This is a genomic window from Microbacterium sp. BK668, assembly GCF_004362195.1.
Lineage (GTDB): Bacteria > Actinomycetota > Actinomycetes > Actinomycetales > Microbacteriaceae > Microbacterium.
Genome location: NZ_SNWG01000001.1, coordinates 1,112,262 through 1,133,458, shown reverse-complemented (window position 1 = coordinate 1,133,458; position 21,197 = coordinate 1,112,262). Strand labels below are relative to the sequence as shown.

Below are 21,197 nucleotides of genomic sequence, written 5' to 3'. Positions count from 1 at the left end.
CGGAACTCGGATGCGCTTCTTGCACTCGAAGCCGCTGACGCGCGCAACACAGTTGGCCGACGCAGGGCTGAGGATCGACCGGTGAGCGACCGGCGTGCGCACCGCAGGCCAGACGCTCTCCTAAGTGAGCTGGGTCTATGTCAGGCCCCCGCAACCATCGATGGTCCCTATCGAGAACCGCGAGGGAGCCGAGAAGCCCGGTATCTCGCAGCACAACGAGACTCCCGGCCTATCTCGTTTCAGAGAGCGATTCAAGCGGCCCGTCCGAGGCGTCGGGATACTGTCGTCCCGTGGCGCACATGGTGGCAACCTATGAATTGCCGGTACGCGTGAAGCTTGCCCGGGCCTGCTACGGCAAGTCCTACTTCGCGCGTATCGCCGGATATGGCGCTCGACTGACCTTGCCGCACATCGAGTGGCGCAGCTCACAGGTGAAGGGCACCGACGGGTCGATGGGGGAAGACTGGAACTTCGAAGTACTCGCTCCCAAGATCGAACACATCGCCAAGTCGCCGCGACACGACGATTGGTACTACTGGGGCAAGGTTGGCGAGTGGCGAACCAACCCTCCCAGGTTTGAAGGGGCGTGGCTCGGGTCAGTCGCATTTGAGTTTGAACTCGACGATGAGCGCATCGAGCGCAGCCCGAACGCGATAGAGGGTTGGACTCCAATTGGACCCGCACTTGACGCGATGTTCGGAGAGGTCCCTGGATGGTTCGAGCGACTGCTCATATGGATCGGGGCTGTGGGGAGCCAGGACACGCTGTTCGACAATCCGCATGTTCGGCCAACGACCGTTGGAGCGGGCCTAGCGTTCCGTGCCATCGCTGACGACGGTCCGTCGCGTTCCGCGTGGCCACGTATGGTGAACCTCTGGCGCACGGAGGCCGAACCGGTGACGCTCGGAGTCTTCAGGCGGATCGTGGCTGCGACCAACCAGGGTCGATTGCCGCCGGACTCACATCTCTTCCTCCGAGACGCGCGAGGTGATCTGAAGCGGGACCGCTATCGCAAGGCGGTGATCGACGCTGGCACAGCGGTTGAGCTGGTTCTCGCGAACTGGCGCGTCACCCACCCGGCGAGCGGCAGGGACCGCCATGGCCGACGACCGACTCTCGGTGTCTATGTCGATTGGACGACTGCAACGTTGCCCGCCGACACGATGACCGGTCTTGTGCACATCCGCAACGATGCCATCCATCAAGGCATCACGCCGACCAGCGAACAGGCCAAGCGCGCTGTCGAGATAGCCATCGAAATCGTGCGAACCTACGACCCACTCTCGGTGGTTGTCTGAGGCGTAGACCGCTTCGCTAACTCGCGGGCCCGACCGCGCGTTGACCGACCGGCCTTTTGCTACGGGAGTCAGAGGCCGGGATAGTCCGGATCCTCGTCATAGTGGCCCGCATATGACCAAATGCTCGGGGGCGGCCCGAGCTCCTCCACCCAGGCGCGCTCCTCGGCGAATTCACGAGAATCAGTTGAAGAGAAGTACGAGCTCAACGCGGGACTGTCCATGAACCAATAAACGAAGGCGGGGCCTGCGCCCATCTTCATCAGCTCGAGAACTGGGTGTGCCTCCGCTCGCGCATCTGTCGGGGCAGGTGGCCGGCCACCCGGGCGGTCGTGCTCCGCTTGATATCGCAGCGCTCGGCAGAGCAATGTCCCGAAGAGCAGCGGAGAGACGGTGTCGCGGCCCTCCTGCGGCGTTCGAAAAGGCGCGAGAACTTCCAGCAGCGCGTCACGCTTGTATCGCGCGAGGTTCGTACTGGCGTAGTCGTTTGCGGCAATGATGACGTCGTCGGGCAACACGTCGCAGAGACGGAGGTACCTCGCTATCCGTTCCGCATCGGATGTGTCGCGGTCTCCCATACCCGCCCCCGTGTATCTCTGGCGAGAGAGTACCGCTGACGGCGGTTCATGGAAACGGCGTGAGCGACAGTCTCAGGTTCGGGCGTCGCGCTATGAGGGACCGATGGCCGAGCAGTCAGGCGCGTCGCGCGTTGCCCGGAGGCGCCTCTTCGCGATCGGCGGAGTCGACGAGCCAGGACGACACCGCGACCAACCCGACCGCGATCGCGACAGCCGCCAGGAAGCCTCCGCCAGCGATCACCCATGCCCTCCGCGCGTCTCCCGTCATGCGCAGACTCTACTTGTGACGACCAGCGATCAACGGCGCTCGATGGAGGGCCCTCTTACGTCGGCGGCACGGGGATGAGACTCTACCTCGGTGGAGAGCATCGAATGGTGGTCGTCCTTGGACGCGACGAGGAAGGACTGGCTGATCGCGCACAACGGCGAGGCGCTGCCGGCGGGCGTGCTCGGCAAGGTTGTTGCAGCCGGCGGCATCTTCACCTCGAACGCTTGGTGGATCGGCGAAGCAGGACCTGACGGCTTCTTCCTATCCGACGCGGCCGTGGACTGGATCGAAGCTGTGGGAAACGCCGAAGAGCCCTGAACGCGTGCGTCGACGGACCGGCGTGCGTGCCCTGGCCCAACCGGTACGGCATCATCAAATGCATGCCCGAAGCGCGCATCGGGGGCCGGTCCGAGTACCTGAGCCTTACACCACCGGCACCCGCCACTCCGACCCAAGCCGTCGCGATTCTCGCTCTCGGCGGCCTGCATGCTTGCACCACCGTCGAGGAGCACTGGGGCGGAGGCTTTGAGGATCTCGTCAAATTCTTCGAGTCGATGGAGAAGTCCTGGCGCGGCTGGCGAGAAACGAAGAGCTGGGAATCGTTGGAGGGCGAACTGCGTCTGGTCGCCATTCACCGCGGCGGCCACATCCAGCTGAAGGTCACGATGCGGCGGTCCGCGCTCGATGGGGGTAACGACGGCTGGCTCGCGGAGGGCGACCTTGAGATCGAACCGGGCGAAGAACTGACGAGGGTAGCGCGCGACGTCGCTGCGTTCGCCGGTGTGCTCTGAGGCGTTTGCCGTGCACGGATAGCGACGGGCGTGCGCACCGCACCTGAGGTGCTGGCGACCGGGGACGTGCTGGATCACACGTCGGGAGTGAAACGCACTGCTCGAGATCTTTGACACATCGCAGACAATGGGACGATGCCATCTCATCCGTTACCGCGGCAGCGAGGCGCCTTCGAGCGCACCCGGAACCATTGGTGGTGGCGGGAGGGATGGGGTCCGGGCACTCGCTACCTGACCTGGCATCTCACGTTCGAGGACGCGACCAGTCTCCACGAGGCGGCGGAGCGTGCCGGGAAGACCCTCAGCACGGTAACGGGCGTCGATGTCGTGCCGGTCGAGTGGTTGCATCTGACGATGACGGGCGTCGGGCATTCAGGTGATTACGACCCGGCGACGCTGAGTAAGCATGTCGACTCTGTCTTCAGCGCGGCGTCTCGCACCTCGGTCGGGCCGCTGGTCTTCGATCGCCTCTTCATCTATCAGGAGGGTCTCTGTCTCTCCGCGACGTCACCGGGATTACAGGAGCTGCGAAAGATGCAAGGCGAGCTCGTGGCGGCGGCCGGCGGCCCCGTCCCTGAACCGGACGAGGTCTTTTACCCTCACGTGAGTCTCGGCTACTTCTCCAAACAGATCAGTGAAGAGGAGCTGAGCGACGCGCTGAACCTCGCTGACCTTCGTCCCATCGTCGTTCCATCTGCGCGCCTGTCGCTCATCGAACTCGGTCGTGATGACCGCGTCTACACATGGCGGGTGGTTGCGCAGCAAGAGTTGCGTCGCTGACCTTGCCGCTCGCGATACGCGCGAGGACGCGGGAAGCTACGCACGGTGGCGGGCAGGTTTGCCTCGCTGAGCGACCGATGGCCGAGCAGTCAAGCGCCTCGCGTTCCTGGAGGCTCCTCTTCACGATCGGCGGAGTCGACGAGCCAGGACGACACCGCGACCAACCCGACCGCGATCGCGACAGCCGCCAGGAAGCCTCCGCCAACGATCACCCATGCCCTCCGCGCGTCTCCCGTCATGCGCAGAATCTACTTGTGACGGCCAGCGTTCAACGGCGCTCGATGGAGGACCGCCGATCGGACGGGCATCGCGACGTTCTGTTAGTTGAGCGGAACCCGTGCGCGAGCTGGGGTATGTTGACTCGACGTTGCGTTGCCGACCCACGCCCTGCCAGCGGTGCGGCTGGGCACGGAGTCAGCGGCTTTCGCGAGAGGGAACAAGATGGCGGCGAGGAGCAACAGGGGACGCGCTGCGCTCTGCGGGTCCCACTCGTGACTCGATTGTTGAGGGCTCTCGCGCTGACCGTGCTGGGCGCACTTCTGCTGGGAGTCGCTTGGTGGCTCGAATTCAGCATGCCTCAGTTGACCATGGAGAACATGGACGAACTGATCGATGCGGGATGGTTGCGGTGGTCGCGTGCCCCGGCGATACCATTCGGCCTCGGCGTCGCCTTCCTACTCGTGTCGGCGTGGCTCTTCTGGCGCCAGGCCCTGATATCGGCGGTTCGACGCGAACACCCGTCCGGCGTCGTCATCGAGGTGTCCGTGTCCAAGGAAGCTCGACGCGAACTAGCATCAGTGTTCCTGTCAAGAGATTCCTCGTGGTCCTACATGCTTCTCGTCCGTGAGAGCTCGATCTCGCTCCAGGCCGGGCTACCCCCACGTTCCGAAGTGTTCGTAGAAGCGCGATGCCTTCGCGCCCTCGAGTACACGACAAAGTCCACACCTAGCGGCACCGGCGCCGGCCAAATTATTCTCGAATGGAGCGAAGGCGTGACGCGCCGACGCTTAGAGATGGCTCCCATCGGCTGGGGCCTGCGGGGACTCTCCGCGCCTCCAGAAGCGCTGACCCTCGCCGACATCCAGCGTGGACGGAACCTGATTGGCCTTGTTGCAATAGCAGAGTGAGAGATGGTTACGCCAGCCGAGTTGCGACCCGCGCGTCTAACGACCCACGTGCGTGCGGACCCCGGGCGCGCGCTGCCAGGTTCGGTCGTGGATCGATCCGTTTTCGCTAACTTGGGCTTATGTCGGAAACGTCATCCGATGGCGAGTCCTCCAGTGGCGATTCACGTTCGCGGAGGAGACGACCGAAGTGGGACCTCCCGGGGACACTGATCCTCCTTGCGGCGCTGTTCGCCTTCATGATGCTGCTCCTGGTGACCATAGGTTTCCTCCCCTATTGGGATTGGCTTAGCTGCGCGGCCGATCCTCAAGATTGCAACCTGCTTCTCTACGACGCCGCATCCAGACTCGTGTGGCCCGGGCTCACAGTCGTATACATCGCGACGAGCGTCGTGAGCATCGTCCTGCTGGTTCGACGGGCGCGCGCGTCTCTCATCCCAGTCTTCGGCGCCTGCGCGATGATTTTGTGCGCCGTGACGGCGGCGATCCTGCTCGCGGCCGCCAAACCTTGACAGCCCGGCCCGAACCCGGGCAGCCCTGCGCCCTGCCGTTGGCACGGGGAGGGACTGACCTGCGAGCGACCTCGCAAACACTCAGCCGTAGTCCCGCACCCCGGTCAGTTCCACGGACGGAGCGCCGACCATGCCGCCGACCCTGCAGGTGGCCTCACCGGCCCATCCCTCGCCGGACGTAGGCGCCCACATCACCGTGACCGCGAAGGTGCCATCGCCGTTATCGACAACAGTTTCTCCTCCGAGCGGTGCTTCTTCAGCGTACGGTTCGATCGTCCAGTCGTCGTAGTTCGCTCCGGCGACCGCTCCCCAGCAGAGCAGCCAGGCGTCCACCTCAGCGATCGCGTCATCGTATGAGCGGGGAGCCGCGACGGGCTCCGGCGTGGGGGTCACCGTTGTGGTGTTGGTTACGGTGACCGTCGCGGTTTGGGAGGCTGTCGCTGCCCCGGCGCAAGCCGCTAGAGCTGGCGTTAGCAGGACCGTAGCGAGGAGAGCGGACCGCCGGCGGGGTTTCATCTGCACCAACTCAGGCTAGGCGCAGTGCGACCGAAGCCCACAAGAACTCAAGGATTCGGTATCGGCGCCTTCCAGGTGAGCCAGTGAGAGAGAGCAGAAGCACGATGAGGTCAGCGTCGAGGCAGGCTCTCCGCTCTCCGACGAGCTGCGAAGAGCCCGCCATCCGAGGTTCAGCTTGAAACGGTTCGGTTGCGCGTCTCCGCGATGAGTTCCGCAGCATCCCTCACAGACATCCCGGCCTCGCGGAGCGCGACAAACGTGCTGGGGTTGGTGAGTCCGACGATCGCGGCCCGCACCCGGTCCTCAGCGAGCGCTCCTCCGAAGACGCGGCCGTAGAGCTCGCCGATGGTCCGCCGGTAAGCGGCCTCGCCGTCGCGGAGTGCCGGCGCCTCACCCAGCTCGGCGCGGAAGGTGTCGAACCAGGGTCGGCTCCGTTCGTAGAACTCGAACATCTCGGCGACGAGACGTTGCACGCGCTGGGCAGGCGCCTCGTCCGGCCATCCCCTGTCGTCGGGGACGCGAAGGCTGGACGACAGCTGTTCGACGACAGCGTCAGCGAGTGCGTCTGCGGATCCGAATTGGTTGAGGATCGTCCCCGCTGATACGTCCGCTCGACGCGCAATCGCCTGAAGGCTCGTGGCCGACATCCTCTTTCCTCGGTAGCAGGCCAGGGCGGCGGCGAGGATACGATCCCTCGTTTGGGCGGCCTGCTCGGCTCGTACGGACATTGAGTAGCGGCGCGGCGACATGGTCTCCCACGGGTGTGGATGAGGGCTCGAATATTGACTGAACGGTGTATTGACTGAATCGATCATTCAGCGGAATCTGCGGCGCGCGGAGGAACTGAACGTGCATTGATGCGCGCGCGTGCCTCTGGCTACGCTCCTTGATCGTGATCTACCAGGACCCTCTTGCCTATCTGCTCGGCATCGAAGGATCCGCTCTGCTCGACGCATGGGCCGGTGACCACGATCAGGCTTTCGTCGAAGACCGGGTCGCCGAGATCCGCCGCTTGCTCGCCGACGGGAAGCTCCAGAACCGCGGGGAGGTCGTGGAGCGCGTTGCCGCTGACGTGATCTATCAGCAGCAGGCGCCCGACTACGACGCGAATGCGGGCGGCGGCCTCTTCGCGATGGACGAGCCGGTCATCACCGAATGGCTGGCGCACCGCGAGGTCGGCGTCGCCCTGGATGCCGCGTGTGGCACTGGGCGATTCGCGCGGATTCTCGCCGACCTCGGCCACACCGTGATCGGCGTCGACGGGTCACCGGACATGCTCGAGCTGGCCCGAGAGCGTGTGCCGGAGGGCGACTTCCACCTGGGATCTGTCGATCGACTGCCTCTCGCTGACCGATCGGTCGATGTGGTCGTGTGCGCGCTTGCACTCGTCCACGTGAGCGATCTCGGCCCGGTGTTCGCCGAGTTCGCCCGCGTGCTGCGCCCGGGTGGCGCGCTCCTCATCTCAGACGTGCATCGCGAGCTCACGACGATCGGCTCGGGAATCAAGGGTCTGGGACCCGACGGCGAGCGCCGCCTCGCCCCGGCATTCCGGCATCTCCTCGGCGACTATCTTCGGGCGGCGCTCGCCGCAGGACTCGAGTTGCGCGGGTGCGAGGAGCCGGCCCTCGACTGGGACGACTCGCCGCTGCCGAGGCCGAGCAGCGAGATCGGCGACTGGCCGGCGTGGCCATGGTCTCTGATGGCATACGTGCCCGAGGCGACTCGCGCGGTCTCCGGCCGTCCGCAGCTGCTCCTCCTGCACTTCGCTCAGCCTGCGCCCTGAACTCGCGCCCTGCCCGCCGAGTCGTCGGCGGTGGCCACAGGCACGATGAGCACGCCGTCGGAGCACCTTGCTCCACTCCGAAGCGCACGATACCCGCCCTCGCTGTCTGCGAAGCTCCCGCCACGTCCGGCTGCTCCTGACCCCAGGAGCGTGGGCACCGAGATCGACATCCGCGACGGAGCGACGCGCGTATCCTGGGCTACGCGCTGGCGATTCGAGGGCGCACCGCGCCTCCGGCTCACCGCGCAGCGCTGATCCCGGAGGCCGCCATGGACAACCGATTCCGTGTCCGTGTCGCCGTGACGCTCGCGGGAGTTGTCGGTGTGGGATCGCTCGTCCTCACGGCGCGCACAGCACCCGATGGCGGGTCGAGGACCGCCGCCGCTCTTCGAGCACCAGCTCGCCGTTGACCGTCTGCCGATCCCCGCGATCCCGGTCACCGTGTTGTGGGCGACGAACGGCCAGTCGGGATCCCAGGAGGACCAGGCCTTGTGGCTCGACGGGAGCTCCGAACCCGTCTCCATCGCGGTGCAATCAGGGCACGATATCCTCCACGGCAACCCCGCCGCCGTAGCAGCGGCGATCGCAGACATGCTCGCCTCGCTGGATGGGTGAGCAGCAGCGCCCTCCACGAAACGACCGTTGGATGATCGCCGGGCGCAAGGGCGGCGATTCTGAGCGCAGCGCCCGCGCGAGGACCGGCTCGAGCGCGGGTTAGCGAGGACCACGAAAGGTTCCGTGCGACTGGCTCGGCTCTTGCTGTCGGCGCCTTCGCCACCAGTGTTGGGCATGAGAAGTCCCGATCGCTTGGAATGTCTGCAGCATCCAGATCGCTTAAAGAGGTATGGACAACGACGTCAGCGAGGCACTGCACCGAAGTCAGATCATCGATCTGACGACGACCGGTCGCCGAAGCGGGCTCCCGCGCCGCATAGAAATCTTCCTGCATAACGAGGACGGCGTGCTGTTCATAACCGGGATGCCGCGTCGAGACCGCACGCGGGACTGGATACACAACATCACCGCAGACCCCAACGTCATCGTGCATCTGAAGCACGGCATCGAGGCCGACGTTCCTGCGACGGCGCGGGTGATCACCGATCCCCAGGAAGCGCGGCCGCTCATCGAGGCCGCAGCACGCCGGTGGCGCAGAGACGATATCGAGGAGATGATCGCCTACAGCCCGCTCATCGTGCTGACTCCGGCTCCCTCGCCCGCCGTCTGACGACGGGCGAGGGCTTCGCCATCAGGTGAGATGCCTCTTGAAGAACCCGTGAGCGGCTTCGCCGGCGTGGGGCGGAACACCGGTGTGTCCGCCCATGTTGGCGTACAGGCTCTTCTCCTCGGAAGCGAATGCGTCGAACAGATCGAGCGCCACCTGGCGGTCGTTGCCTTCGTCGTCCCATTGAAGGAGGACGTGCACGGGTATCGTGACCCGACGCGCTTCCTCGAGGATGACGCGCGGCACGTAACTCCCGGCGAACAGGCCGGCTGCGACGACGCGAGGCTCAACGGCCGCCAGCCGCACGCCGATCGAGATGATCCCTCCCGAGTACGCGACGGGACCTGCGATCTCCGGCAATGACAGGAGCGCGTCGAGGGCCGCTTGCCATTCCGGAACCGCACGGTCGACCAGGGGAAGGATCAGCCTGTCGATGATGGCAGCGCTGACCGGCCGACCCTCCACCAACGCCCTGCGCAGATCGTCCCGCGCTTCGTCGACATCCGCCAGCCTCGGGCGATCGCCTGCGCCCGGCAACTCGATGGTCGCGGAAGCGAACCCGTCACGAGCGGCGTGGACGGCGCGGGCCGTCAGCCGCTGGCGCATGTGCCCCAGGCCGCCCGGATGGCCGAGCAGGATCAGCGGCACCCCAGAGGCGGAATGTTCGGGCAGCCAGAGGATGCCGGGAACGCCGTCGAGCAAAAAGTCGCGTTCGAGCACGCCGCTGTAACGTCGCGGCGATGTGATGAAGTGCATGGTCGTGCCTTTCGGGAATACGCGTGATGCGGCGCTCCCGGACGACTCATCGCCCTTCCGTGCCTCCGATGAGGAGCACCCGCTGAGATTCGTTCACCGGTACCACCCCCTCAGTCAGACCATCCACGGACATGCGTCACAGTACAGCGCAGAGGAGCGCACCGCCATGACCGGGCGAGGGATCGCGGACTTGCCGCTGTAGGCCGCGCGTCCGACCGCATGAGGGACGGAGGGAGCGAGGAGTGTCGGACTCGATCAGGCGAAGGCGCTCAGTGCCCGCCGGTATCGGCTGCTCTCGGCGCGGGTCGCGTCTGTGACGAGGAGGGCGTTGGAGCCGAGCTTGCGAGTGTGCTCCCCCTGGCAAGGGATGACGACGATCTTCGTGAGTCCTGCACGCCACGCCGGGATGAGCACGTCAAGGTCACGTCGCTCCGGCTCGTTCTCCAGTGAGGCTGGCTGTTGCCGGGAAGCCAACAATGCGTCCATCCCGTCCCGTTCCCATGACCGGTATGATTGATCGTCGAATACTTTCCGTCCGTGCTGATCTCCCCAGCTCGGGCCGACCATGGCGTGAAGGAGCGACTCGCGCTCCGGTGAACCGTCGGCAGTGCTGCGAAGCCGATCGAAGAGCCTTCGGTCGCTCTCCAGACCCGCGTGGGATGCGGCTCGTTCCCAGACGTCGCCCCAGTCCGCCTCCCACTGCGACCGAGTCGCGTCGTCGACTGTATTCACGGCGGATGCCGGTGTCGCCATCAGCGGCGGGGGAAGGTCCACCCCAGTCGGGCTGAGAGCATGCGCCTCGCGAAGCCAGAGCAGCTCCAGCAGCACGTGAGGTCGATCCTCGACCGTGATCACCATGTCGTGCGGCCACGGGTCGCCCGGGGTCGGCCGATCGGATCTCATTCGCTCAGTTCACCGGACATGCACCCCCACGTAAAGGAACATCCTCCAGGGAGGGTGCCTGGACTCCCGCTTCATCGTCGGCGGACGGCGGGCGGACTCGACCGACGGCGCCGACGATCGACGGGGAACTGCGGGGCTCGGTGGCTGGTCTTGACCCGCGGACGTGAGCGCTCGATAGGGTCTCACCATGACGACGCAGACAGTTCCTGACCGGACCCCGCTCGCGCGGAAGTCTCGGCGGATCAGCCGTACCGCTGTCCTGCTGGTGGGAGTCGTCCTCATCCCGATGGCGCTGACCGTCGCATTCAACAGTTACGGCGCGCTCACGGTGGACGGAGCGATCCGCATGGCGTTCGCGACCGTCGCGGGTCAGACGGTCGCGATCCTCAGCGCACTCGCCTGCCTCGTGCTCACCGTCAAGCGGCGCTACGCCTGGCCCGCCGTCGTGGCATTCGCGATCATCACGGCCTTGATCACCCTCGGGGCGCTCGGCACCATCGCTTCAGCCGGCGACACCCTGCTGAATCGCCTCGACATCATCGCCGACGTCGAGCGCCTGAACAACTGATGCCGCTAGTCAGCGAGCGAGCCGGGAGCGATCGCTCCACCGGCGGCTTCGCTGTAGCCGCGCGGTGAGCGCTCCTCGGGTCGCGCCATCCATTTGCGGAGGGTGTGGGATTCGAACCCAAATAGGTTCGATCTTGCTCGATCCGTCAGAGCCGAATAACCGCGGAATTCCGCGGATTCAGGCCCTTACCAGTGGGCTCCGGATCCCCAGCGATCCCGCGAGATCGTCGGGGGATGTGGGCAGGATGTGGGCACGGACTCCGGGCCCCATGATCGGGATGCGATGAGTGGTGACGTGCGGGACATGCCCGACCGATTCGGCGTCGCGAGCGCATCAGCGGAACTGTCGGCGACGGTTGAGAATGAGGCCATAGCGACGCTCGAAAAGTAGGCCACCCAGACAGATTGGGTGGGTGATCTCGGTGGAAGATTGGGCGTTGATCAGGCGGCTGGTCGCGGACGGCGTTCCGCAGCGTCAGGTCGCAAGAGACTTGGGCATCTCTCGAACGACGGTCGCGGCGGCGGTAGCGTCCGCGAAGCCGCCGAGATATCAGCGAAGGCCCCAGGAGACGTCGTTCTCACCGTTCGAAGCGCGGGTCCGGGCGCTGCTCGCGGAGCATCCAGACATGCCGGCCACAGTGATCGCGGAGCGCGTCGAGTGGACCGGGTCCATCACCTGGTTCCGGGAGAACGTGCGCCGGCTGCGACCAGAGCATCGCCCCGTCGATCCCGCCGATCGGTTGTCGTGGGCGGCGGGTGACGCGGTGCAGTGCGACCTGTGGTTCCCACCGCGGAAGATCCCGCTCGAGGACGGCAACGCTGTGCTGCTGCCGGTGCTGGTGATCGTCGCCGCGCACTCGCGGTTCCTCACCGCGCGGATGATCCCGACCCGCAGGACGGAGGATCTGCTGCTGGGGTCGTGGGAGCTGATCCAACAGCTCGGCCGGGTTCCGCGGCGGCTGATCTGGGACAACGAGCCTGGCATCGGGCAGAAGGGCAGGCTCGCGCGAGGCGTCGCCGCGTTCGCCGGCACCCTCGCCACCAAGGTCGTGCAGCTGCGACCCTACGACCCGGAATCGAAGGGGATCGTCGAGCGCCGCAACGGCTGGATGGAGACCTCATTCATGCCCGGCCGCTCCTTCACCTCGCCCGCGGACTTCAACACTCAGCTGGCCGACTGGCTCGAGAAGGCGAACGCCCGAGTGGTGCGGACGATCAAAGCGAGGCCGGTGGACCTGATCGAACACGACCGGTCGAGGATGCTGCCGTTGCCGCCGGTCCCGCTGCAGCTGGGCTGGCGGGAACGGGTGCGTCTGGGACGGGATTACTACGTGCGTCTTGATGCCGTTGATTACTCCGTCGACCCGGCAGCGATCGGTCGCCTCGTGGACGTGACCGCGGACCTTGACCGCGTCCGGGTGAGGCTGGACGGGCGGATCGTCGCCGACCACCCTCGGGTCTGGGCGCGCGGCAGCACGATCACCGATCCAACTCATCGGGAGACCGCCAAGAAACTGCGGCAACAGTTCCAGCAGCCCCGGGCGGTGGTTCCGGACGACCTCACCCGCGACCTGGCCGACTACGACCGGGCGTTCGGGATCACCGGGGTCGCGTGATGAGCGCCGGGAAGACGACTGAGTCGGTCAAGCAGATCACCTACCTCGCCGGCGCGCTCAAAGCGCCCCGGATCACCGAGGCCGCCAGTCGGATGGCCGACCAAGCCCGCGATGCCGGCTGGTCATTCGAGGACTACCTCGCCGCCGTGCTCGAGAGGGAGGTCTCCGCGCGGAATGCGTCTGGCGCCGAGCTGCGGATCAAAGCGGCCGGCTTCCCGGCCCGGAAGACGCTCGAGGACTTCGACTGGGACGCGCAGCCCACCGTCCGCCAACAAGTCGCAGCCCTCGCCTCCGGCGGGTTCCTCCTCGAAGCGCAGAACGTCGTGTTGCTCGGCCCACCCGGAACCGGGAAGACGCACCTGGCGACCGCGCTGGGGATCGTCGCCGCCCGGCATGGTCACCGGGTGTTGTTCGCCACCGCGACAGACTGGGCGACCCGGCTCACCGACGCGCACCGGCAGGGGAATCTGCCCCGTGAGCTCGCCAGGCTGCGCCGTTACGGGCTGATCATCGTCGACGAGGTCGGCTACCTTCCGTTCGAGCAGGACGCCGCCAACCTGTTCTTCCAACTCGTCTCGAGTCGCTACGAACACGCCTCGCTGATCCTCACCTCGAACCTGCCGTTCTCCGGCTGGGGCGGGGTCTTTGGAGACCAGGCCGTCGCCGCCGCGATGATCGACCGGATCGTTCACCACGCCGACGTCCTCACCCTCAAAGGCGCGAGCTACCGGCTTCGCGGTCGGGGCATTGACAGCCTCCCCAGCATCAAAACCCAGGATCCGGCAGACTGAGCAAACGACGAACTGGTGGCCTACTTTTCGCCCGTCGCATTGGCCCAGTTTTCAAGCGTCGTCGACAGGAACTCGCCACTTTGGCGGACAGACAATCCGTCCCCAGGTCTACACATCATCCGGACCGAGCCGGTCGTCGACAGTTCTGATCGAGGCGAGAACTGCGCGCAGCCCAGCCGCGGTTGGCGGACCGCCTGTCGTGCGGATGTGTCGGATGCTGTAGTGGCGTCAGTTCAGATAGTCCTCAAGCTCGGCCCGAGCAGCAGCCAGGTCGGCCGCCTCGCGTGACGCCGTTTCGTTGTCCATGATCGACCCCTCACCCGGTCTAGCACCCTGACCGCACCCGCGCGATCCCCGATGCTCACGAGCGAATTGAGCAGCACCTCGCACGCAACCCTCTGATCCGTAGACAGACGGCATGACCCCGCCTTTCTGCGCCGTACCGCGGATCTCGCGACGTAGTGCACACATGCGTGCACACATCCCGTTCGCGACATCCCGAGCAGCGACCTCGACCGTGGGTGACACACTGAAGACGGAGGGACTTGAACTCCGACGGACATGCACGCTCACGTTCTTCCTGGATCTGCTGCCTCGACCGCGGATGTCGGCGGCGCCCGAAAACACAACACTTGCGGCGGGCGGAATCGACCAGTTTTGCAGCGCCGCCGACAGCGGACCCGCAGAGTCCCGAGGTTCCGGAACCGTTGGCTCAGTCGGGCCTCTCTTCGCTCGCTCTCGAACCGGTTTCGATGCGGGCCCTACGTGGGCACGGACCAAGCCCCGTCGCGCATGCTGCATCACCGGGAGCCCTCGCGTCCGCTGAACGAGCCGGTCGTCCGCCATATGCCGGAACTAGCGAGTGCACCTCGTCATGGGTGATGGAGGACACGCGTTCCTCATTCAGCGAATCGCCATGAACGATAGGGGAATCGTCGTGAGATCCAAGCTGTTGCAATCGACCAGGGCGACGCTTCGAGCCTTCTTCGAGCCACGTACACTCGGAAGCGCCTCACACGTGTGAACCCGACCAAGCGACCGCTCTCGATTCCCTCGAACCGTGGAATGCGGCCCCCGGGCGCACGCCCGGCACGGTCACCGTCATGGAGATCGACCATGTGGCCTGCGTGAGGCAATTCCACGGCGCACCACCCCAAGCGTCGGACCAGGCGACGACCGCATACATCGTCTCGCTCATCGGAGGTTGGCGGACTGGGGCCGGCCGATCCCGAGTTTGCTTGCGATCCCCCACTCTCTCGCGAACGGCGGTGACAGCCAATGGCGCCTGCTACGGCTCGCAGCTGACCTTCCTCACGCCCGCCGCAGAGCCGGCTCGCTAGCGCGCGAAGACGCCGGCGAAGGCCGACTGCCGGCCATCCGGCGATGCGGGCGCGGATTGCGGGCCTTCCGCCGCGACTCGGCGGGGCGACCGGCCGCCGCGAGGTCGGCGGGCGGCTATCGGCCTTGCGCGGCCAGGTCGGCGGACCAGGGCAGGTCGGCACCCGCGCGCGACACCGTGATCGCGGCGGCGCCGACGGCGGTCTCGCCCAGGTCGCGCAGGTCGGCCGCCGAGATGCCCCCGTCGTGCATCGACGGGTAGTCGGCGATGAGCGAGGCCATGAAAGTATCACCCGCCCCGATCGTGTCGACGACGGCGACGGTCCGACCGGGAACCTCCACCGCGTGCCCGTCGGCCGCGAGCGCGGCGCCGTGCGCACCGCGCGTCAGCGCGACCAGGCGCGGACCGAGCGCGGCGATCGCGTCGAGCGCCTCGTGCACACCGGTATCGGGGTAGAGGTACTCGGCGTCCTCGTCCGAGAGCTTCACGACCGTCGCACGTCGCGCAAAGTCCTCGAACCGCGCGCGTGCGCGATCGCGCGCCCCGATCAGGGCCGGCCGGATGTTCGGATCGAACGTGACGATCTCGGCGTTCAGCCGATCGAGCTGCTCGAGCACCCGCGCATCGCCGGGGGTGAGGAACGCTGCGACCGAGCCCGTGTGGATCGTCCGCGGCCGCACGCCGAGGCGCGCCTCCGGTCCGATCCAGCGCACATCGAAGTCGTAGCGCGCCGAGCCGTCGGCGGTGATCTCCGCGTGCGCGGTCGATGTCGCATCGTCGACGAACGACTCGCCCAGCACCCACACCCCCGAGCGCTCGAGATGCCGCGTGATGACGCTCCCCCGGGCATCACGGCCGAGGTTGGTCAGCAGCGCGACGTCGACGCCGCGGCGACCCAGGCCGAGTGCGACATTGGCGGGCCCGCCCCCGGGCATCTCGGTCTTCGCACCGGCGCTCGAGGTGATGTCTACGACCGCCTCTCCGATGACGAGCACGTCGACGGCGGTCGTCGACGACGAGCCGGCGCCCCCGTCAGCGGCGGCTGCCGTCGGTGACGAGGGATCTGAGAGGAACTGGGGCATTCGGCGCCCTCCTGCGGTGTCGCTTGCGGTTGAGGAAAATGTCATGAGCGGTAGTGATGCTGGAAACCTCCGCGAGTCGCATGGGCATCTGTGGAAGCACCGCGGTGGTGGTCGATGCGTCAGAACGCCACGACGAGCGTGCGCGTGCTCGAGGACCGCGCGTACCCGTCGCCCGTGAACGTCACCTCATAGACGTGCAGCCCACGCTTCAGTCCCGCCAACGTCAGCACAACGGCTCCGCGATCATCCGAGGTGAGCGCGCGCCGAATCGAGGGCCGGCCGTTGTCGGTCAGCACGATCTCGCCCAGCGGTGCGCTGCCGTCACCCGCCCTGACGGCCACCGTGAGCTGCACCTCACCCCCACGCTTCACGAAGTGCCGCTCGAGGTCGATGCGAACGGTGGTCTTGGTGGGCGTGGCGATTGCCACCTCGTGTTCCTTGGTCGCGCTGATGTTGCCGGCGACGTCGACGGCGCGGTAGGCGACCCGGACCTTGTTCTTCCCGACATCGATGGGTGCGGAGTAAGGTGTCCACTCTTTCGGCTGCTGGCCGGGCTTGGCGATGATCGCGTACTCGATCGCAGCCACGCCCGACGTTGGATCCGTGGCGGTCAGCGTCACCTGCCTGGGTGTCGCAGTGCTCGTGGCAGCGACATCCGGTGGCGTCCTGTCCAGCTTTCCAGCCCATTCGACCACCCGGGATGTGTTCCCCGCGCGATCGGTCGCTCGGGCGGAGAGCGAGTGTTCGCCGTCGGCGGCGAAGGTGACCGGTTCCGCATACGGCGTGTACTCCGCCCCGTCGATCGAGACTTCGATGGTCGGCGCGCTGTCGAGGTCGTCGCGCGCGGTCGCGGCGACGGAGATCTCGCCCACGTACCAGCCGTCGCGTCCATCGGGGCTGTTCGGTTCCGGTTCGACGCCGACGGTGGGCGGCGTGGCATCTTCGGGCTCAGCGGGTGCATTGACGTCGTCGACGCTGATGTGACCCCATCCGCCGGTGGCGCGGTCTACGATCTCGAGGTAGAGCTCCTCGCCGACGTGCGCGGAGAGGTCGAGGCGTTTGCGCTGGTACTGCGCGCGCAAGCCCTCCTGTTCGTTGCCCGTCACCTTGGCGAGCACTGTGCCGTCGGATGCCCTGACCGCCGCGACATAGAGCTTGTCGGGATCGTATCCGCCAGCGGTCAGCAGGTCGATGATGCCGTCACCGCCGAGCGTGAAGGTCGTCGATCGGATGGCGCCCGTGGTCGCGTCGCCGACGGACTCATCGAATCCCCAGAGGTGGCAGCGGTCGCCGCTTCCCCAGGAGTTCGCCTGGCGGAACGGGCCGCCCCAGCCCCAGTCGTCCCGGTCGGTGACGGTGGCGTCGGTGAACGCATCCCCGTCGACGACGGTCCACCCGCTGAGGTCGCAGGTCGCGAAGTCGCCGTTCGGCAAGCCCTCCGCCGCCTCCGGGCGCGGAGCATCGAAGTGCGAGGGTACGACCTCTCCGAACGCGCCCTCGAGGTTCCAGATCTTCAGCGACTTCACCTTGACCGTGTCGTCGCCGACGATGCGCACGCCCACCGCGTCGGCGCGCGTCGGGTAGATCCGGCTGGTGAGCGACTTCGCACCGCCCACGTAGGCCTCGACGACGGATCGGTCGATGTAGGTGTGGATCGAGACCTTGCCGTTCGGGCCGACTTCGAATGCACCCTCGTGCACACCCTTGCGAGTGTCCGGGTCCAGCGAAGAGAAGGTCCGGTCGATGCCGATCGTGCCTGCGGATCGGTCGACCGTCAGGCTGGTGCGCTCGGTGCCGTCGGCGCTCCGCCGCACCTCGAGTCCCGCGACGGATTGACCGGGCGCGAGCTGCAGCTCCAGGTCGATCTCGAGCAGGTCCGTGAAGGCGTCGTGCTTCGTGTCCAGCATCGCGTTGGTCTTCGCGACGGTCTGGTTCTTGACATCGACGACCTTGTCGCCGCGAAGCGATGTGAGCTCCTCGATCGGCTGGATGCCGACATCGCCGCCGGGAAGCAGTCCGAGGCTCACCGGCAGACCCATCGAGTGGGCCCAGCCGGCCTGGTAGTGATCGCCCTCGCTGCGCCCGTCCTGCGTGATCGTGAACAGGATGGATCGACCGTCGGGGTCGACCATGCCGGATGGGCCGGTGAAGTGCTCACCGTAGTCCCACATTCGCGGCTCGTCGTGGTCGGGGATGAATGTCAGCGACTCACGGTCCCATTCGCCGACCCAGTAGTAGGTGTTCTTGGCGGTGTTCGGGTTGTACCCGTCGAACCAGGGGTTGATGACGAGAACGTGCTTCTCGACGCCGTCCACCGAGCCCACCGGCAGCAGCACGGGCAGCTCCCACACCTGGCCGGTCTTCGGGTACTTCACTGCGTCGCCGATGAACAGCGGGTTGTGGTACTCCCAGTTCACGAGGTCGCGCGAGGTGTAGAGGAGCGCCGTGCCGCCGACGCGAGTGGCGCCGTCGACGATGCCCGACCCGACGATCTGGTACCAGATCGGCTTGCCGTCATCTGCGGTCTCCTTCCACACGAACGGATCGCGGAACTGCCCGAACCACGGCTGCCCGACCGGCGAGTCGAGATCCGGCGCCTGCACGGTGACGGGCTCGGGCTCGAGGATCCAGTCGGTGAGGTCGGAGTCCTCCGCGTCGGCGGGCCAGGCGAGCCCGGTCGCCTGGTTCGGCACCGCCGCATCGTTGCCCGCCGTGTAGAAGAGCACCGGCTTTCCGTCCGCGTCCAGCGTCGCGCTTCCCGACCATACGCCGTCCGGCGTCACGGGCGGCGTCGGCGAGATCGCCTCAGGGAGGTCCTCCCAGTGCACCATGTCGTCGCTGACGGCATGGCCCCAGTGGATCTGGTGCCAGTACGGACCCTGAGGATTGTGCTGGTAGAAGATGTGGTATTTACCGTCGTAGTAGACGGGCGCGTGCGGTTCGTTCATCCAATGCTCGGCCGGCAGGAAGTGGTACTGGGGGCGATACCGGTCTCCGTCCAAGCGGGCGCGGTCGGGTTGGATGTCGGGCGCCGACAGCTCACCACCGGGATCCGCAGCCGCTGCGACGTCTTCGGCGTCCCAGGCGGCGTCGGTGACCGTGAGCTCGTCGATCGCTCCGTTCCACATGTTCGCGCGGAACGTGCCGTTGATGACTGCCGCATTGTTGTGCCGGCCGATCAGCAGAGGCTGGTTCACCGCGGGAAGGATGCGCGTGCCCTCGCCGATGTTCTCTTCGGCGACGAGATCGCCGTTGAGGTAGAGGCGCATGAACCCGGACGCGGCATCGTATGTCGCGGCGACATGGCTCCACTCGTAGGTCGGCAGCACTGCATCGCCGTCCGCTCGGATGGTGTGCCAGTCGACACCGTCGCCCAGCTCGAGGCCCCAGGCACCGTGGCGGTACATCCCGAGGAGATATCCCGTCTTCGCCTTCACATCGTGCTGGTTCACGATCGCGGACGCCTGACCGAGGTCGCCCCATTCATAGGAGCGAGGGGCGACCCATGCGCTGATGGAGAGGGTGCCGCTGGGGGTCAGCGACTCTGCGGGCGCGCGTTCGATATAGGTCGAGTAGCCGTCGAACAGGAGGGCTCCCCCGGCGACGCCCTTCGTCCACAGGGGATCGCTGTCGGGCTTGAATGCGGCGTCGTTGAAGACGTAGGCGACACGATCGGCGTCGGCTGCGCCTCCGTCGGCGACGGCGCCGGATGTCTCGTCGAACTTCCAGTGCATGGGCTCGTTGACGAGGGTGCGGATGCCGTCGACGTTGAGGTGGCCGGTGGTCGATTCGTCGACCAGCCTGAGACGGACAGTCTCGCCGCGGTGTTCGGTCACATCCAGGCTGAGTGCGTTGTACGGCTCGCCTGCCATTTCCAGCGAGGTTCGGGCGATCTCGGTGCCGCCGTCCTCGGACACGATCGCGATGTAGATGCCCGCGTCCGCCGTGCCGCCTGCGAGCAGCTCGATCCTGCCCTGCCCGCCGATGCGGAATCTCGAGGACTCGAGCGTCCCCACCGCCGCGTCGTCCTGCAGCGCGCCTCCCCACAGGTGGAAGCTGCCTTCCTGGCCGAACGACTCTCCGCCGGGCGTGGTGTCCGCCTCGGTGACATGCTCCGAGCTGAAGGCATCGCCCGTGGGGGTCCAGCCTTCGAGTGTGCCGGACTCGAAGCCGGGGTTGGCGAGCTCGTATCCGATGACCTCGACGGTGGTGTCGAACGCGTCGACGTTGATGTGGCCCCAGCCGCCTGTGGCGTTGTCGACGACCTCGAAGTAGAGATCCTGACCCAGCTGAGCGGACGCATCCCACCTCACCAGACTGTAGCTCTCCGAATCGGCGAAGCCGGTGTTGGTGGCGCGCATGAGCTCGGCGCCGTCGGACGCGCGGTGCAGCGCGACGTAGAGGTTGTCGCGGTCGTTGCCGCCGCCGATCAGGAATTCGATCGTGCCGGTGCCTGTGAGGGTGAAGGTCGAGGAGCGCAGGGTGCCTGTCGGCGCATCGCCGCCGGTGGCCGCGCCCCACAGGTGGTACGTGCCGTCGTGATTGAACGGGCCGCCCCATCCCCAGTCCGTGGCGTCGCTCACGTGGGCATCGGAGAACGCCTCGCCCGCGGTCGTCCAGCCGCTCAGATCGCCCGTCTCGAAGCCGGGATTGCGGATCTCGGCGATCGACTGCTCCGTGAAGGTCCTGAAGTCGTCGACGTTGATGTGCCCCCATCCTCCGGACGCCTTGTCGACCACCTCGAGGTAGAGAGTCTCGCCGATCTCTGCGGCGAGGTCCCAGACGACGCGGGTGAGCCGCTCCGAGTCGGCGAAGGCGGTGTTCGTCGCGCGTCGGATCTCGGCGCCGTCGGACGCGCGGTGGAGGGAGACGTAGAGGTTGTCGATGTCGTTGCCGCCGCCGATGAGGAAGCTGACCTCGCCGATGCCGCCCAGCGTGAACTCGCTGGAGCGGAGGACGCCGGTGGGTGCGTCGCCCCCCGCGGCCGCACCCCAGAGGTGGTACGTGCCGTCGGGGTTGAAGCAGCAGCCCCATCCCCAGTCGGTGGCATCTGAGACGTTGGCGTCGGTGAAGGCATCGCCCTCGACCGAGGTCCACCCGGTGAGGTCACCGGATTCGAAGCTGGGGTTGGCGATGGTGGTGTCCGCCGCCTGCGCGGCTGAGGGCACCGCGATCAGGGTGGCGGCGACGAGGGCTGCGGCCGCAGCCGCGGCGATCGCCCCCAGGCGTCCGGCGCGCGTGGTCATATCGGCATCTCCTTCGATGGCGGGGGTG

The 21,197-nt window shown here is 66.7% G+C and carries 19 protein-coding genes; 11 read left to right on the top strand and 8 right to left on the bottom strand.

Features of this window, described 5'->3' with window-relative positions:
* The first annotated feature begins 290 nt into the window (after positions 1–290).
* Complete coding sequence (locus tag EV279_RS04940) at positions 291–1,298, top strand: hypothetical protein (protein WP_133541775.1); 1,008 nt, start codon at positions 291–293, stop codon at positions 1,296–1,298.
* A 68-nt stretch (positions 1,299–1,366) separates the two neighbouring features.
* Here EV279_RS04940 and EV279_RS04935 read toward each other — a convergent pair whose 3' ends face one another.
* Together EV279_RS04935 and EV279_RS16810 are read right to left on the bottom strand one after the other, a co-directional pair.
* Positions 1,367–1,813, bottom strand: a complete 447-nt coding sequence (locus EV279_RS04935; RefSeq protein ID WP_133541774.1) for a hypothetical protein — start codon at positions 1,811–1,813, stop codon at positions 1,367–1,369.
* A 175-nt stretch (positions 1,814–1,988) separates the two neighbouring features.
* The gene (locus tag EV279_RS16810; RefSeq protein WP_166644444.1) at positions 1,989–2,141 is read right to left on the bottom strand and encodes a hypothetical protein; all 153 of its coding nucleotides are present in this window, start codon (positions 2,139–2,141) and stop codon (positions 1,989–1,991) included.
* A 90-nt stretch (positions 2,142–2,231) separates the two neighbouring features.
* Between EV279_RS16810 and EV279_RS04930 the strand changes: the two genes are divergently transcribed.
* The 5 genes from EV279_RS04930 (at position 2,232) to EV279_RS04910 (ending at position 5,348) form a co-directional block, all read left to right on the top strand.
* Complete coding sequence (locus EV279_RS04930; RefSeq protein ID WP_133541773.1) at positions 2,232–2,459, top strand: hypothetical protein; 228 nt, start codon at positions 2,232–2,234, stop codon at positions 2,457–2,459.
* A 62-nt stretch (positions 2,460–2,521) separates the two neighbouring features.
* Positions 2,522–2,932: a DUF6228 family protein gene (locus EV279_RS16905; RefSeq protein ID WP_208109470.1), complete on the top strand. Its 411-nt coding sequence runs from the start codon at positions 2,522–2,524 to the stop codon at positions 2,930–2,932.
* Positions 2,933–3,067: 135 nt separating this feature from the next.
* The gene (locus EV279_RS04920; protein WP_133541772.1) at positions 3,068–3,712 is read left to right on the top strand and encodes a 2'-5' RNA ligase family protein; all 645 of its coding nucleotides are present in this window, start codon (positions 3,068–3,070) and stop codon (positions 3,710–3,712) included.
* Positions 3,713–4,308: 596 nt separating this feature from the next.
* On the top strand, positions 4,309–4,839 hold the full coding sequence (locus EV279_RS04915) for a hypothetical protein (RefSeq protein WP_133541771.1): 531 nt from the start codon (positions 4,309–4,311) through the stop codon (positions 4,837–4,839).
* A gap of 119 nt (positions 4,840–4,958) precedes the next feature.
* On the top strand, positions 4,959–5,348 hold the full coding sequence (locus EV279_RS04910; RefSeq protein WP_133541770.1) for a hypothetical protein: 390 nt from the start codon (positions 4,959–4,961) through the stop codon (positions 5,346–5,348).
* An 81-nt stretch (positions 5,349–5,429) separates the two neighbouring features.
* On the opposite strand, the gene EV279_RS04905 is transcribed toward EV279_RS04910, so the two are convergent.
* Complete coding sequence (locus tag EV279_RS04905; RefSeq protein ID WP_133541769.1) at positions 5,430–5,741, bottom strand: hypothetical protein; 312 nt, start codon at positions 5,739–5,741, stop codon at positions 5,430–5,432.
* A gap of 293 nt (positions 5,742–6,034) precedes the next feature.
* Entirely contained in the window at positions 6,035–6,679 is a 645-nt protein-coding gene (locus EV279_RS04900) for a TetR/AcrR family transcriptional regulator (protein WP_133541768.1), read from the bottom strand.
* Between the two features lie 77 nt (positions 6,680–6,756).
* Here EV279_RS04900 and EV279_RS04895 point away from each other — a divergent pair, with 77 nt between their 5' ends.
* Entirely contained in the window at positions 6,757–7,647 is an 891-nt protein-coding gene (locus EV279_RS04895; protein WP_133541767.1) for a class I SAM-dependent methyltransferase, read from the top strand.
* Between the two features lie 844 nt (positions 7,648–8,491).
* Positions 8,492–8,872, top strand: a complete 381-nt coding sequence (locus tag EV279_RS04890) for a nitroreductase family deazaflavin-dependent oxidoreductase (protein ID WP_133541766.1) — start codon at positions 8,492–8,494, stop codon at positions 8,870–8,872.
* A 21-nt stretch (positions 8,873–8,893) separates the two neighbouring features.
* Here EV279_RS04890 and EV279_RS04885 read toward each other — a convergent pair whose 3' ends face one another.
* Together EV279_RS04885 and EV279_RS04880 are read right to left on the bottom strand one after the other, a co-directional pair.
* A complete protein-coding gene (locus EV279_RS04885) occupies positions 8,894–9,625 on the bottom strand; it encodes an alpha/beta hydrolase (RefSeq protein WP_133541765.1) in 732 nt (243 codons plus the stop codon).
* Positions 9,626–9,880: 255 nt separating this feature from the next.
* Entirely contained in the window at positions 9,881–10,528 is a 648-nt protein-coding gene (locus tag EV279_RS04880) for a hypothetical protein (protein WP_133541764.1), read from the bottom strand.
* Positions 10,529–10,715: 187 nt separating this feature from the next.
* On the opposite strand from EV279_RS04880, the gene EV279_RS04875 reads away from it, so the two are divergent.
* From EV279_RS04875 to istB, 3 genes are all read left to right on the top strand, one after another.
* Complete coding sequence (locus EV279_RS04875; RefSeq protein ID WP_133541763.1) at positions 10,716–11,096, top strand: hypothetical protein; 381 nt, start codon at positions 10,716–10,718, stop codon at positions 11,094–11,096.
* Positions 11,097–11,508: 412 nt separating this feature from the next.
* Positions 11,509–12,711 carry an IS21 family transposase gene (istA, locus tag EV279_RS04870; RefSeq protein WP_133541762.1) on the top strand — a complete coding sequence of 401 codons (1,203 nt, stop codon included), beginning with the start codon at positions 11,509–11,511 and terminating at the stop codon, positions 12,709–12,711.
* Positions 12,711–13,502 carry an IS21-like element helper ATPase IstB gene (gene istB, locus EV279_RS04865; RefSeq protein WP_133541761.1) on the top strand — a complete coding sequence of 264 codons (792 nt, stop codon included), beginning with the start codon at positions 12,711–12,713 and terminating at the stop codon, positions 13,500–13,502. Before istA ends, istB begins: the two co-directional genes overlap by 1 nt.
* A 1,455-nt stretch (positions 13,503–14,957) precedes the next feature.
* Here the strand turns inward: istB and EV279_RS04860 are convergent.
* Both EV279_RS04860 and EV279_RS04855 read right to left on the bottom strand, forming a co-directional pair.
* Positions 14,958–15,923, bottom strand: coding sequence for a PfkB family carbohydrate kinase (locus tag EV279_RS04860; RefSeq protein WP_133541760.1), 966 nt, complete (start codon positions 15,921–15,923; stop codon positions 14,958–14,960).
* A gap of 119 nt (positions 15,924–16,042) precedes the next feature.
* A complete protein-coding gene (locus EV279_RS04855; protein WP_133541759.1) occupies positions 16,043–21,169 on the bottom strand; it encodes a GH32 C-terminal domain-containing protein in 5,127 nt (1,708 codons plus the stop codon).
* Positions 21,170–21,197 lie beyond the last annotated feature (28 nt).

Coding starts and splice junctions, on each gene's coding strand:
- istB (WP_133541761.1), top strand. CDS start 12,711: ATGAGCGCCGGGAAGACGACTGAGTCGGTCAAGCAGATCACCTACCTC.
- EV279_RS04910 (WP_133541770.1), top strand. CDS start 4,959: ATGTCGGAAACGTCATCCGATGGCGAGTCCTCCAGTGGCGATTCACGT.
- EV279_RS04875 (WP_133541763.1), top strand. CDS start 10,716: ATGACGACGCAGACAGTTCCTGACCGGACCCCGCTCGCGCGGAAGTCT.
- EV279_RS16905 (WP_208109470.1), top strand. CDS start 2,522: ATGCCCGAAGCGCGCATCGGGGGCCGGTCCGAGTACCTGAGCCTTACA.
- EV279_RS04900 (WP_133541768.1), bottom strand. CDS start 6,679: ATGATCGATTCAGTCAATACACCGTTCAGTCAATATTCGAGCCCTCAT.
- EV279_RS04880 (WP_133541764.1), bottom strand. CDS start 10,528: ATGAGATCCGATCGGCCGACCCCGGGCGACCCGTGGCCGCACGACATG.
- EV279_RS04915 (WP_133541771.1), top strand. CDS start 4,309: ATGGACGAACTGATCGATGCGGGATGGTTGCGGTGGTCGCGTGCCCCG.
- EV279_RS04920 (WP_133541772.1), top strand. CDS start 3,068: ATGCCATCTCATCCGTTACCGCGGCAGCGAGGCGCCTTCGAGCGCACC.
- EV279_RS04860 (WP_133541760.1), bottom strand. CDS start 15,923: ATGCCCCAGTTCCTCTCAGATCCCTCGTCACCGACGGCAGCCGCCGCT.
- EV279_RS04855 (WP_133541759.1), bottom strand. CDS start 21,169: ATGACCACGCGCGCCGGACGCCTGGGGGCGATCGCCGCGGCTGCGGCC.
- EV279_RS04885 (WP_133541765.1), bottom strand. CDS start 9,625: ATGCACTTCATCACATCGCCGCGACGTTACAGCGGCGTGCTCGAACGC.
- EV279_RS16810 (WP_166644444.1), bottom strand. CDS start 2,141: ATGACGGGAGACGCGCGGAGGGCATGGGTGATCGCTGGCGGAGGCTTC.
- EV279_RS04890 (WP_133541766.1), top strand. CDS start 8,492: ATGGACAACGACGTCAGCGAGGCACTGCACCGAAGTCAGATCATCGAT.